At 60.9% G+C, this 12762-nt stretch carries 10 protein-coding genes and 1 riboswitch; of the genes, 9 read left to right on the top strand and 1 reads right to left on the bottom strand.

Annotated features, from left to right (window positions below; all coding sequences use genetic code 11):
• The first annotated feature begins 66 nt into the window (after positions 1-66).
• The 7 genes from AACY52_RS19400 (at position 67) to astE (ending at position 7926) form a co-directional block, all read left to right on the top strand.
• On the top strand, positions 67-1287 hold the full coding sequence (locus AACY52_RS19400; RefSeq protein ID WP_339439427.1) for an aspartate aminotransferase family protein: 1221 nt from the start codon (positions 67-69) through the stop codon (positions 1285-1287).
• Positions 1288-1530: 243 nt separating this feature from the next.
• Complete coding sequence (gene aruF, locus AACY52_RS19405) at positions 1531-2550, top strand: arginine/ornithine succinyltransferase subunit alpha (protein WP_339420768.1); 1020 nt, start codon at positions 1531-1533, stop codon at positions 2548-2550.
• 52 nt (positions 2551-2602) lie between these two features.
• Complete coding sequence (gene astA / locus AACY52_RS19410) at positions 2603-3628, top strand: arginine N-succinyltransferase (RefSeq protein WP_065874005.1); 1026 nt, start codon at positions 2603-2605, stop codon at positions 3626-3628.
• Entirely contained in the window at positions 3625-5094 is a 1470-nt protein-coding gene (gene astD / locus AACY52_RS19415; RefSeq protein ID WP_339420790.1) for a succinylglutamate-semialdehyde dehydrogenase, read from the top strand. Before astA ends, astD begins: the two co-directional genes overlap by 4 nt.
• 154 nt (positions 5095-5248) lie before the next feature.
• On the top strand, positions 5249-6595 hold the full coding sequence (gene astB, locus AACY52_RS19420; RefSeq protein WP_339420766.1) for an N-succinylarginine dihydrolase: 1347 nt from the start codon (positions 5249-5251) through the stop codon (positions 6593-6595).
• Between the two features lie 24 nt (positions 6596-6619).
• Positions 6620-6910, top strand: coding sequence for a hypothetical protein (locus tag AACY52_RS19425; protein WP_003214319.1), 291 nt, complete (start codon positions 6620-6622; stop codon positions 6908-6910).
• An 11-nt stretch (positions 6911-6921) separates the two neighbouring features.
• On the top strand, positions 6922-7926 hold the full coding sequence (astE, locus tag AACY52_RS19430; protein ID WP_339420764.1) for a succinylglutamate desuccinylase: 1005 nt from the start codon (positions 6922-6924) through the stop codon (positions 7924-7926).
• A 56-nt stretch (positions 7927-7982) separates the two neighbouring features.
• Here astE and AACY52_RS19435 read toward each other — a convergent pair whose 3' ends face one another.
• Positions 7983-8492, bottom strand: a complete 510-nt coding sequence (locus tag AACY52_RS19435; protein ID WP_065874001.1) for a 6,7-dimethyl-8-ribityllumazine synthase — start codon at positions 8490-8492, stop codon at positions 7983-7985.
• 95 nt (positions 8493-8587) lie between these two features.
• Positions 8588-8757, bottom strand: a riboswitch (FMN riboswitch).
• A gap of 190 nt (positions 8758-8947) precedes the next feature.
• Between AACY52_RS19435 and ltaE the strand changes: the two genes are divergently transcribed.
• Entirely contained in the window at positions 8948-9952 is a 1005-nt protein-coding gene (gene ltaE / locus AACY52_RS19440; RefSeq protein WP_339420761.1) for a low-specificity L-threonine aldolase, read from the top strand.
• Between the two features lie 146 nt (positions 9953-10098).
• Positions 10099-12717 (top strand): alanine--tRNA ligase, encoded by a 2619-nt coding sequence (gene alaS / locus AACY52_RS19445; RefSeq protein WP_339420759.1) that lies wholly within the window; start codon positions 10099-10101, stop codon positions 12715-12717.
• The last annotated feature ends 45 nt before the right edge of the window (positions 12718-12762 follow it).

A 12762-nucleotide genomic window follows, 5' to 3' on the forward strand; every position in this document is an offset into this window, starting at 1 on the left:
AACTGTCCTTACAATCCCTGCATCGCCCGCCAGTTCCAGGCAGGCGTTCCTCTTCAGGAGACTCCGATGTCCGTTGAGCAAGCCCCGGTGCAACGTGCCGATTTCGACCAGGTCATGGTTCCCAACTATGCACCTGCTGCCTTCATTCCCGTACGTGGCGAAGGTTCGCGCGTGTGGGACCAGGCCGGTCGCGAGCTGATCGACTTTGCCGGCGGCATCGCGGTCAACGTATTGGGCCACGCCCACCCGGCGTTGGTCGGGGCTCTGACCGAACAGGCCAACAAGCTGTGGCACGTCTCCAACGTCTTCACCAATGAGCCGGCCCTGCGCCTGGCGCATAAACTGATCGACGCCACCTTTGCCGAGCGGGTGTTCTTCTGCAACTCCGGCGCCGAAGCCAACGAGGCCGCGTTCAAGCTGGCCCGTCGCGTCGCGTTCGACCGTTTCGGCACCGAGAAGTACGAGATCATCGCGGCGCTGAACAGCTTCCACGGCCGTACCTTGTTCACCGTTAACGTCGGTGGCCAGTCCAAGTACTCCGATGGCTTCGGGCCTAAAATCACCGGCATCACCCACGTGCCTTACAACGACCTGGCTGCGCTGAAAGCCGCCGTGTCTGACAAGACCTGCGCCGTAGTGCTGGAGCCGATCCAGGGCGAAGGCGGCGTACTGCCGGCCGAACTGGCTTACCTGCAAGGTGCCCGTGAACTGTGCGACGCGAACAACGCATTGCTGGTGTTCGACGAAGTGCAAACCGGCATGGGCCGCAGCGGCCACCTGTTCGCCTATCAGCGTTACGGCGTGACGCCGGACATCCTCACCAGCGCCAAGAGCCTGGGCGGCGGTTTCCCGATCGCAGCGATGCTCACCACCGAAGCGCTGGCCAAGCACCTGGTCGTCGGCACCCACGGCACCACCTACGGCGGCAACCCGCTGGCGTGCGCAGTGGCCGAGGCAGTGATCGACGTGATCAACACCCCTGAAGTGCTGGCCGGTGTGAACGCCAAGCACGACCTGTTCAAGGCGCGCCTGGAGCAGATCGGCAAGCAATACGGCATCTTCACCCAAGTGCGCGGCATGGGCCTGCTGATTGGTTGCGTGCTGAGCGATGCGTTCAAAGGCAAGGCCAAGGACGTGTTCAACGCAGCCGAGAAAGAAAACCTGATGATCCTGCAAGCTGGCCCGGATGTGGTGCGTTTTGCACCGAGTTTGGTGGTGGAAGAAGCGGATATCAACGAAGGCCTGGAGCGTTTTGAGCGTGCTGTAAAAGCACTGACGCAAGTTTGATCTACCGCTCGGCGCCTGGCGATCGGGCGTCGAGCAAAAATTCTATATGCCGGACCGAGTCAAATGTGGGAGCTGGCTTGCCTGCGATAGCATCACCTCGGTGCAACTGACAGACCGAGTTGCCTGCATCGCAGGCAAGCCAGCTCCCACATGGATCTGCTTGCACATCGAGATGTATGTGAACTCAGATCTCGTGTCCGGCATTTTTCCCTCTATGAAGTTTTCGAGTTAAGGAGTGACACCATGCTGGTGATGCGCCCCGCGCAAATGGCTGATCTGGGCGAGGTACAGCGTCTGGCTGCGGACAGCCCGATTGGTGTCACCTCCTTGCCGGACGATGTGGAACGCCTGAGTGACAAGATCGCTGCCAGCGAAGCGTCCTTCGCGGCCGAGGTCAGTTTCAACGGAGAAGAAAGCTATTTCTTCGTATTGGAGGACACCGAGACCGGCAAGCTCGCGGGCTGCTCGGCCATCGTCGCCTCGGCCGGTTACTCGGAGCCGTTCTACAGTTTCCGTAACGAGACCTTCGTGCACGCCTCCCGCGAGTTGAAGATCCACAACAAGATCCACGTGCTTTCCCAGTGCCATGACCTCACCGGCAACAGCCTGCTCACCAGTTTCTACGTGGTGCCGGAGCTGGTCGGTTCGCTGTGGTCGGAGCTCAACTCCCGTGGCCGTTTGCTGTTTGTCGCCAGCCACCCTGAGCGTTTTGCTGACTCGGTGGTGACCGAAATCGTCGGCTACAGCGACGAGAACGGGGATTCGCCGTTCTGGGACGCCATCGGCCGCAATTTCTTCGACCTCAACTACGCTGCCGCCGAGCGCCTGTGCGGGCTGAAAAGCCGTACGTTCCTCGCTGAGCTGATGCCGCATTACCCCATCTACGTGCCGCTGCTGCCGGACGAAGCCCAGGAAGCGATGGGCCAGGTGCACCCACGGGCGCAGATCACCTTCGACATCCTGATGCGCGAAGGCTTCGAGACCGACCATTACATCGACATTTTCGACGGTGGCCCGACGCTGCACGCACGGGTTTCGGGCATTCGCTCGATTGCCCAGAGCCGCGTGGTACCGGTAAAGATCGGCGAGAGGGTCAAGGGTGTGGGCCGCCAGTACCTGGTGAGCAACGTGCAGTTGCAGGATTACCGTGCGGTGATGCTGGAGCTGGACTATGCGCCCGGCAAACCGGTGACCCTGGACCTGGCAGCCGCCGAGGCCTTGGGCGTCGGCGAAGGCGCGAGCGTGCGCTTGGTAGCGGTTTAAAAGCAGAGTTTCGCGGGTGGCCTGAAGCAGGCGGCCCGTCTGAGGAGATAGCATGATCGTTCGTCCCGTACGCAGCAGCGATTTACCGGCCCTGATTGATCTGGCGCGCAGCACCGGCACCGGTCTCACCACTTTGCCGGCCAACGAAGAGCGCCTGACCCACCGGGTTGGCTGGGCGGAAAAAACCTTTCGCGGCGACGCCGGGCGCGGCGATGCCGACTACCTGTTCGTGCTGGAAAACGACGAGGGCCGCGTGGTGGGCATTTCCGCCATTGCCGGCGCCGTTGGCCTGCGTGAGCCCTGGTACAACTTCCGGGTCGGCCTGACTGTCAGCGCCTCCCAGGAGCTGAATATCTACCGCGAGATTCCGACGCTGTTCCTGGCCAATGACCTTACCGGTAATTCCGAGCTGTGCTCGTTGTTCCTGCACGCCGATTACCGCACCGGCCTCAACGGCCGCATGCTGGCCAAGGCGCGCTTGCTGTTTATCGCTGAATTTCCGCAACTGTTCGGCAACAAGATCATTGCCGAGATGCGCGGTGTGTCCAACGACGCCGGGCGTTCGCCGTTCTGGGAAAGCCTGGGCCGCCATTTCTTCAAAATGGAGTTCAGCCAGGCCGATTACCTCACCGGCGTGGGCAACAAAGCGTTTATCGCCGAGCTGATGCCGAAGTTTCCCCTGTACAGCTGCTTCCTGTCGGAAGACGCACGCAACGTAATCGGCAAGGTCCACCCGGACACCGAACCTGCGCTGAGCATGCTCAAGAGTGAAGGCTTCAGCTACCAGGGCTATGTCGACATCTTCGACGCCGGCCCTGCGGTGGAATGCGAGACCAGTAAGATCCGCGCGGTCCGCGACAGCGAAGCGCTGGTGCTGGCGATCGGCACGCCCGGCGACGACGCCACCCCGTTCCTGATCCATAACCGTAAACGCGACGATTGCCGCATCACCGCCGCCCCAGCGCGGCTGGCGGCAGGCACCCTGGTGGTTGACCCGCTCACCGCCAAGCGCCTGCAGCTGATCGCCGGCGATCAAGTGCGTGCCGTACCGTTGTCCGCTGCCCGGGAGTCGAAATAATGAATTCGCTGTATATCGCAGGTAGCTGGTTGGAAGGCCAGGGTGAACTGTTCGAATCGCGCAACCCGGTGACCCAGCAAGTACTGTGGGCCGGCAATGGCGCCACTGCCGAGCAGGTCGAATCCGCCGTGCAGGCCGCACGCCAGGCATTCCCTGCGTGGGCCAAGCGCCCGCTGGAAGAACGCATCAGCGTGCTGGAAACCTTCGCCGCCACCCTGAAAAGCCGCGCCGATGAAATCGCCCGTTGCATCGGCGAAGAAACCGGCAAGCCGCTGTGGGAATCGGCCACCGAAGTCACCAGCATGGCCAACAAGATCGCGATCTCGGTGCAAAGCTACCGCGAACGCACCGGCGAGAAGAGCGGCCCGTTGGGCGACGCCACCGCCGTATTGCGTCACAAACCTCACGGTGTGGTTGCGGTGTTCGGTCCGTACAACTTCCCTGGCCACTTGCCGAATGGGCATATCGTGCCGGCGTTGCTGGCGGGCAATACTGTGCTGTTCAAACCGAGTGAGCTGACCCCCAAAGTCGCCGAGTTGACCGTGCAGTGCTGGATCGACGCGGGGTTGCCGGCGGGTGTGCTGAACCTGCTGCAAGGCGCGCGTGAGACCGGTATCGCGCTGGCGGCCAATCCTGGCATCGACGGTTTGTTCTTTACGGGCTCCAGCCGCACCGGCAATCACCTGCACCAGCAGTTCTCCGGGCGCCCGGACAAGATCCTGGCCCTGGAAATGGGCGGCAATAACCCGCTGGTGGTCGACGAAGTGGCCGATGTGGACGCGGCGGTCTACACCATCATTCAGTCGGCGTTTATCTCCGCCGGCCAGCGTTGCACCTGTGCCCGCCGTTTGCTGGTGCCGGAAGGCGCCTGGGGTGATGCGTTGCTGGCGCGCCTGGTGGCGGTCAGCGCGACGATTGAAGTGGGTGCGTTTGACCAGCAACCGGCGCCGTTCATGGGCTCGGTGATCTCTCTTGGCGCCGCCAAGGCCTTGATGGACGCCCAGGAACTGATGCTGGCCAACGGCGCCGTGGCGTTGTTGGAAATGACTCAGCCTCAGGATCAGGCCGCCTTGCTGACCCCAGGCATCATCGACGTGACGGCCGTGACCGAACGCGAAGACGAAGAACTGTTCGGCCCACTGTTGCAAGTGATCCGCTACGCTGATTTTGAAGCGGCGATTGTCGAGGCCAACAACACCCAGTACGGGCTGGCCGCCGGTTTGTTGTCGGATTCTGAGGCACGCTACCAGCAGTTCTGGCTGGAAAGCCGCGCAGGCATCGTCAACTGGAACAAACAGCTGACCGGCGCCGCCAGTACCGCGCCGTTCGGTGGGGTAGGGGCGTCGGGCAACCATCGCGCCAGTGCGTATTACGCGGCGGATTATTGCGCGTACCCGGTGGCGTCGCTGGAAACGCCTAGCCTGGTTGTTCCAGCCACACTAACCCCCGGCATTACGCTGATCTAAATCGGGGAGCGGGCTTGCTCGCGAAAGCGGTGTGTCATTCAACATTTCAGGTGACTGATCCAGCGCATTCGCGAGCAAGCCCGCTCCCACTTGATTTGTGGTGTATTCAAGTAATTTGAAGCCTATAAAAACAGATGTTCGTGGAGCCTCGCCGATGAAATCCTATGAAGTCAATTTTGACGGTCTAGTGGGGCCGACCCATAACTACGGCGGTTTGTCCTTCGGCAACGTCGCGTCCCAGAGCAACAGCCAGCAGCATTCAAGCCCCAAGGAAGCGGCGTTGCAGGGCCTGCAAAAAATGAAAGCCCTTATGGACATGGGCTTTGTGCAAGGCGTATTGGCGCCGCAGGAGCGCCCGGACGTGGCCGCTTTGCGCAGCCTTGGTTTCAGCGGCACCGATGCTCAGGTGATTCAGCAGGCGGCCAAGCAGGCAATGCCTTTGCTGGTCGCGAGCTGCTCGGCGTCGAGCATGTGGGTAGCCAATGCCGCGACCGTCAGCCCAAGCGCTGATACGGCCGACGGCCGCGTGCATTTCACCGCTGCCAACCTCAATTGCAAATACCACCGCAGCATCGAACACCCCACCACCAGCCGTGTGCTGGGCGCGATGTTTGCCGATGAAAAGCACTTTGCTCACCACGCTGCGTTGCCGGCAGTGGCGCAGTTCGGCGACGAAGGCGCGGCCAACCACACGCGCTTCTGCCGGGAATACGGTGAGGCCGGCGTTGAGTTTTTCGTGTTCGGTCGCAGTGCGTTCGACCCCCGCTACCCGGCGCCGCAGAAGTACCCGGCGCGCCAGACGCTTGAAGCGTCCCAGGCAGTTGCACGCCTGCACGGCTTGAAGGATAACGGTGTGGTGTACGCCCAGCAGAACCCGGCGGTGATCGATGCCGGCGTGTTCCACAATGATGTGATCGCGGTGGGCAACGGTGAAGTGTTGTTCTATCACGAGGACGCGTTCCTCAATACCGAGCAGATGCTTGGCGAGCTGCAAGGCAAACTGGGCAAGTTGGGCGGCAACTTCCAGTCTGTTTGCGTGCCCCGCGCCCAGGTCAGCGTCGAGGACGCGGTGCGTTCCTACCTGTTCAACAGCCAGTTGCTGACCCGTGCCGACGGCTCAATGCTGCTGATCGTGCCGGACGAATGCCGCGTCAATGAACGCGTCTGGCATTACCTGCAAAGCCTCACGGCTTCAGGCGGGCTGATTCGTGAAGTGAAAGTCTTCGACCTCAAGCAAAGCATGCAGAACGGCGGTGGTCCGGCGTGCCTGCGCTTGCGCGTAGCCTTGAACGAAGCCGAGCTGGCGGCGGTGAATCCAGGCGTTATCATGACTGCACCGTTGTACGAAACCCTGACCCAGTGGGTCGACAAGCACTACCGCGACAGCCTTCGTGAAACCGACCTGGCTGACCCGCAATTGCTGCTGGAGTGCCGGACGGCATTGGATGAACTGACGCAAATCCTTAAACTGGGCTCGGTTTATCCTTTCCAGATCAATTAATGCCGTATGGCTGAGAGTTATTTTATGACCACCGACACCCTGAAACTGATCCTTGAAGACACCGACGGCACCCAGCTGGAAACCTCCTGCACCCGCGTCGCTGTGGTCTGGCAGGGCAAGGAAATCTGGATTCAGCACGACGGCCGTGGCCAACTGCTGATCGGCGTAGACGTGGAAGAAGGTGACGCGGAATACGCCAACCTGCTCATGCGCCCATTGGCCACCAACCTGATGAGCCTGCAACTGGAAATGGAACCGGCCGACGTCGAAGGTGATGACGACGATCACGTCCACGGCCCAGGCTGCAACCACTAAGGAAGCTGCGTATGCTCGCCCTCGGCAAACTGCTTGAACTGACCCTCGCCGGTCGTGAACCGGCGCAAAAAATTCAACTGACTGTCGACGGCGTGCAAATGCGCTGGCTCAGCGAGGGCGCACTTGAAGTGCGCCCGCCGCAAGCCCAGGACAAAGGCAGCGACTTGCTGCTGTCGTCCGGCATCCATGGCAACGAAACCGCGCCGATCGAACTGCTCGACCGCCTGTTGCATGGCATCGCCCGTGGGGAGATCAAACCCCGCAATCGTATTCTGTTCCTGTTCGGCAACCCCGAGGCCATGCGCCGCGGCGAGCGTTACCTCGAACTGGACGTCAACCGGCTGTTCAACGGCCGTCATGAAAAAAACATCGGCCCTGAAGCCATGCGTGCCGCCGAGCTTGAGCAATTGGCCCGCAGCTTCTTCAGCGTGCCTGACCGTTCGCGCCTGCATTACGACCTGCACACGGCTATTCGCGGCTCGAAGATCGAGCAGTTTGCCCTGTATCCGTGGAAGGAAGGTCGCCAGCACTCTCGCCACGAACTGGCGCGCCTCAACGCTGCCGGCATGCAAGCGGTGCTGCTGCAAAACAAGACCTCGATCACCTTCACCGCGTTTACCTACGAGCAGTTGGAAGCCGAGGCCTTCACGCTGGAGTTGGGCAAGGCGCGACCGTTCGGGCAGAACCAGAGTGTGGATGTGTCGCGCCTGGAAACTCGCCTCAAGCAGATCATTGAAGGCACTGAGCCTGATACCGATAGCCTTGAAGGCCTGAAGCTGTTCGCCGTTGCGCGTGAAGTGATCAAGCACAGCGATGCCTTCCTGATGCACTTGCCGGCGGATGTGGAAAACTTTTCGGAACTGGAAAAGGGCTATCTGCTGGCCGAAGACGTGGCCAAGACCCGTTGGGTGATCGAAGAGGAGGGCGCGCGCATCATCTTTCCCAACCCGAAGGTGAAGAATGGCTTGCGGGCGGGGATATTGATTGTGCCGACGACGGACGCTGGTTTGGCCTGAATTCCAAGCCAGCTCCCACACAAGCCCAGCTCTGAGGCTGGGCCTGGCGGTATTGTTTAGACCGCTACAGCACGCGGCTCGCTGCGACGGATCGCACGCACTTTGTGCAGCGTATCGGCGCAGGTCCGCGCCGCTTCCTGGCCTTTGTGCACGAAGTGCTCGTAGAAAAAGGTGTGGTGCTCAGTGCCCGCATGGAAGTGATGCGGTGTCAGCGATACCGAGAACACCGGCACTTCAGTTTCCAGCTGCACCTGCATCAGGCCGCTGACGACCGATTGGGCCACGAATTCGTGACGGTAGATGCCGCCATCCACCACCAGCGCAGCAGCGACGATACCCGCGTAGCGGCCGGTCTTGGCCAGCAGCTTGGCGTGCAGGGGCATTTCAAAGGCGCCGCCGACTTCAAAGAAATCAATATCCGATTCCTGGTAGCCCTGGGCGATCATTTCGGCGAGGAAGCCTTTGCGGGATTGGTCGACAATATCCTTGTGCCAGCAGGCCTGGATAAACGCGACGCGCTCGCCGTGATGGTTTTTGCTTTTGCTGTCGATTGCGGTGGGTTGCATGTTCTGACTCCTGTTTAAGAAAAAACAGGGCGTTATGAATCGAATGGGATTTAAGGGTACGCAAGCACATTTCGTGCACGGCCCTTAGGCGCCAATCCCGTTCTCTCTTCATCCGGACTATGACCGTCGGCCCCGGGATCACACCGGGTCTGCTGACCTTGTCGCCGTCCTGCGTGAGCAGTTCGAGGCGCCAAGCGCTCGCGGGCTATACACATTGCGTGTAATTACCGCCGGTGGGGAATTGCACCCCGCCCTGAGAACGTTGCCACCAGAACCCTGGCGGCGGAGAGTTTTTAACACGGTTTTTCGCAAACTGCACGATCACCGTATCGATAAGCTATATCGGTTTGTTTGGTCGGTATTCGATTGAATGCAGCGGGGGCTTGATATTCCGTGGCTTTGCCCGCAGTAATCACTCACAAAAGGAACTTACTGAACCCCTAGAGGCTTGTTTCATGTCTGTGATCGACCTGCGCAGCGACACCGTGACCCAACCCACTCCCGGCATGCTCGACGCCATGGCCACTGCTGTCAGCGGCGATGATGTGTATGGCGAAGACCCCAGCGTCAATCGTCTGGAGGCCGAGCTGGCCAAGCGCCTGGGCTTTGCCGCTGCGCTGTTCGTGCCTACCGGAACCATGAGCAACCTGCTGGCGTTGATGGCTCACTGTGAGCGTGGCGAGGAATACATCGTCGGCCAGCAGGCCCACACCTACAAATACGAAGGTGGCGGGGCAGCGGTGTTGGGTTCGATCCAACCGCAACCGCTGGACGTGCAGGCGGATGGCTCCCTGGACCTGGACCAAGTGCTGGCGGCGATCAAGCCGGACGACTTCCATTTCGCCCGTACCCGCCTGCTGGCACTGGAAAACACCATGCAGGGGAAGGTATTGCCGCTGGACTACCTGGCGAAGGCGAGGGCATTCACCCGGGAACAGGGTCTGGCCCTGCATTTGGATGGCGCACGGCTCTACAACGCCGCGGTCAAGCTGGGCGTGGAGGCGCGTGAGATTGCCAAGCACTTTGATTCGGTGTCGGTGTGCCTGTCCAAGGGCCTTGGCGCGCCGATTGGCTCAGTGTTGTGCGGTTCCACGGCGTTGATCGCCAAGGCCAGGCGCCTGCGCAAGATGGTCGGCGGCGGCATGCGCCAGGCCGGTTCCCTGGCGGCGGCCGGGCTGTATGCGCTGGATCACCAGGTGCAGCGCCTGGCCGACGACCACGCTAACGCCCAATGGCTGGGCGATGAGCTGCGCAAAGTGGGTTATGAAGTGGAGCCGGTACAGACCAACATGGTCTACGTGCAGATCGGTGATCGGGCCGAAGCCTTGAAGGTTTTTGCTGCCGAGCGTGGTATCAAGTTGAGCACTGCGCCGCGCCTGCGCATGGTCACGCATAGGGATGTCAGTCGGGCGCAGATCGAGCAAGTCGTGCAGGCATTCGTCGAGTTTTCGCGCAAATGAGCCTGCAGACCGTCTAATTGAACCGTTCAATCGTATAAACACGCTGTACCCCCGGCAAAGGGCCGATATAATGCGGCCCTTTGCCGTCGCTCCGTCTGATGATGTTGCGCACTGGCCTTTGGCCGCAGCCTCCGTGGAAGAACCTAATGAAAAGCGCAGAAATCCGTGAAGCCTTCCTTCGCTTCTTCGAAGAGCAAGGTCACACCCGTGTCGCCTCCAGCTCCTTGATCCCAGGCAATGACCCAACCCTGCTGTTCACTAACGCGGGGATGAACCAGTTCAAGGACTGCTTCCTGGGCCAGGAAAAGCGCGCCTACACCCGCGCCACCAGCAGCCAGAAGTGCGTGCGTGCCGGCGGCAAGAACAGTGACCTGGAAAACGTGGGCTACACCGCCCGCCACCACACGTTCTTCGAAATGCTGGGTAACTTCAGCTTTGGTGACTACTTCAAGAAAGATGCGATTACGTTCGCCTGGACCTTCCTGACCGGCGTGTTGAAGCTGCCAGAGGAAAAACTCTGGGTTACCGTGTACGCCACGGACGACGAAGCGTACGACATCTGGACCAAGGAAGTCGGCGTGCCCGTCGAGCGCATGATTCGCATCGGCGACAACAAGGGTGCGCCGTACGCTTCCGACAACTTCTGGACCATGGGCGATACCGGCCCGTGTGGCCCTTGCACCGAGATCTTCTACGACCACGGCGCCGACATCTGGGGTGGCCCCCCGGGTTCGCCCGAAGAAGACGGCGACCGTTACATCGAGATCTGGAACAACGTGTTCATGCAGTTCAACCGCACCGCCGATGGCGTGTTGCATCCGCTACCTGCGCCGTCGGTGGATACCGGCATGGGCCTGGAGCGGATCAGTGCGGTGCTGCAGCACGTTCACTCCAACTACGAAATCGACCTGTTCACCCAGTTGTTGAGCGCGTCGGCCGCGGCGATTGGGTGTGCCAATGAAAGCCAGTCTTCCCTCAAGGTGGTGTCTGACCACATCCGTTCCTGCGGTTTCCTGATCGCCGACGGTGTGTTGCCGTCCAACGAAGGCCGTGGCTATGTGCTGCGCCGTATCATCCGTCGCGCCTGCCGTCACGGTAACAAGCTGGGCGCCACTGGCAGCTTCTTCTACAAAATCGTGGCCGCACTGGTTGCCGAGATGGGCGAAGCCTTCCCGGAACTCAAGCAGCAGCAAAGCACTATCGAGCGCGTGCTCAAGGCTGAGGAGGAGCAGTTCTCCAAGACCCTCGAACACGGCCTGAAAATCCTCGAGCAGGACCTGGCTGAACTCAAAGGCTCCGTGGTGCCAGGCGATGTGGTGTTCAAGCTGTATGACACCTATGGCTTCCCGATGGACCTGACCGCCGACATCGCCCGTGAGCGTGAGCTGACCATTGATGAAGCGGGTTTTGAGCGTGAGATGGAAGCCCAGCGCGTGCGTGCTCGCTCCGCCAGCTCCTTTGGCCTTGACTACAACACCCTGGTCAAGGTTGACGTGCCCACCGAATTCATCGGTTACAAGGCTACCGTTGGCGCTGCCAAGATCGTTGCCCTCTATAAAGACGGCAAGTCGGTCGACGTGTTGAGTGAAGGCGAAGAGGCGGTTGTGGTCCTCGACCAGACGCCGTTCTACGCCGAGTCGGGTGGCCAGATTGGTGATTGTGGTTTCCTGAGTTCGACGTCCGGCCGTTTTGAGGTGCGCGACACCACCAAGACCGGCGGTGCGTTCCTGCATCACGGTGTGTTAGTGCTGGGCAACTTGACGGTTGGTGCGCCGGTGGACACCCAGGTCGATGCCGATGTACGCCATGCGACCGCGTTGAATCACTCGGCCACTCACCTGCTGCACGCCGCGCTGCGCCAGGTACTGGGCGAGCACGTTCAGCAGAAAGGTTCGTTGGTTGACAGCCAGCGCCTGCGCTTCGACTTCAGCCACTTTGAAGCGATCAAGCCCGAGCAGATCAAGGCCCTGGAAGACATCGTCAACGCTGAGATTCGCAAGAACACCCCAGTAGAAACCGAAGAAACCGACATCGAGACCGCCAAGGCCAAAGGCGCCATGGCGCTGTTCGGCGAGAAGTACGGCGACAACGTGCGTGTCTTGAGCATGGGCGGCAGTTTCTCTGTGGAGCTGTGTGGCGGTATCCACGCCAACCGTACCGGCGACATCGCCCTGCTGAAAATCATCAGCGAAGGGGGTGTAGCGTCCGGTGTGCGTCGTATCGAGGCCGTCACTGGCGCTGCAGCCCTGGCCTACCTCAATGCGGCTGAAGAACAACTCAAGGAAGCGGCCAGCCTGGTCAAGGGCAGTCGCGACAACCTGATCGACAAGCTGTCCGCTGTGCTGGAGCGCAACCGTGCGCTGGAGAAACAGCTGGAGCAGTTGCAGGCCAAGGCGGCCAGTGCGGCGGGCGATGATTTGTCGGCTTCTGCGGTGGACGTCAAGGACGTGAAAGTGTTGGCTGCGCGCCTGGACGGTCAGGACGGCAAGGCGCTGTTGGCCTTGGTCGATCAGTTGAAGAACAAGCTCGGCCGCGCAGTGATCCTGCTCGGCGGTGTCCATGAGGATAAGGTCGTTCTGGTTGCCGGTGTAACCAAGGACCTGACTGGCCAACTCAAGGCCGGTGATTTGATGAAGCAAGCCGCCGCGGCAGTGGGCGGGAAGGGCGGTGGTCGTCCGGACATGGCGCAAGGCGGTGGTGTAGACGCTGGCGCCCTGGACGCAGCCCTGGCCCTGACCGTGCCGTTTGTCGAGGCAGGTATTTAAGGCACTGTTAATCAGCCCGTGGTCTAGTCGCGGGCGGGTTCGGTG

This window comes from Pseudomonas sp. EA_65y_Pfl1_P113 (genome assembly GCF_963970525.1).
GTDB lineage: Bacteria > Pseudomonadota > Gammaproteobacteria > Pseudomonadales > Pseudomonadaceae > Aquipseudomonas > Aquipseudomonas tritici.

What these genes read in the sequence shown, in the direction of transcription:
- AACY52_RS19400 (WP_339439427.1), top strand. Translation starts at nt 67, where the DNA reads ATGTCCGTTGAGCAAGCCCCGGTGCAACGTGCCGATTTCGACCAGGTC.
- aruF (WP_339420768.1), top strand. Translation starts at nt 1,531, where the DNA reads ATGCTGGTGATGCGCCCCGCGCAAATGGCTGATCTGGGCGAGGTACAG.
- astA (WP_065874005.1), top strand. Translation starts at nt 2,603, where the DNA reads ATGATCGTTCGTCCCGTACGCAGCAGCGATTTACCGGCCCTGATTGAT.
- astB (WP_339420766.1), top strand. Translation starts at nt 5,249, where the DNA reads ATGAAATCCTATGAAGTCAATTTTGACGGTCTAGTGGGGCCGACCCAT.
- AACY52_RS19425 (WP_003214319.1), top strand. Translation starts at nt 6,620, where the DNA reads ATGACCACCGACACCCTGAAACTGATCCTTGAAGACACCGACGGCACC.
- astE (WP_339420764.1), top strand. Translation starts at nt 6,922, where the DNA reads ATGCTCGCCCTCGGCAAACTGCTTGAACTGACCCTCGCCGGTCGTGAA.
- AACY52_RS19435 (WP_065874001.1), bottom strand. Translation starts at nt 8,492, where the DNA reads ATGCAACCCACCGCAATCGACAGCAAAAGCAAAAACCATCACGGCGAG.
- ltaE (WP_339420761.1), top strand. Translation starts at nt 8,948, where the DNA reads ATGTCTGTGATCGACCTGCGCAGCGACACCGTGACCCAACCCACTCCC.
- alaS (WP_339420759.1), top strand. Translation starts at nt 10,099, where the DNA reads ATGAAAAGCGCAGAAATCCGTGAAGCCTTCCTTCGCTTCTTCGAAGAG.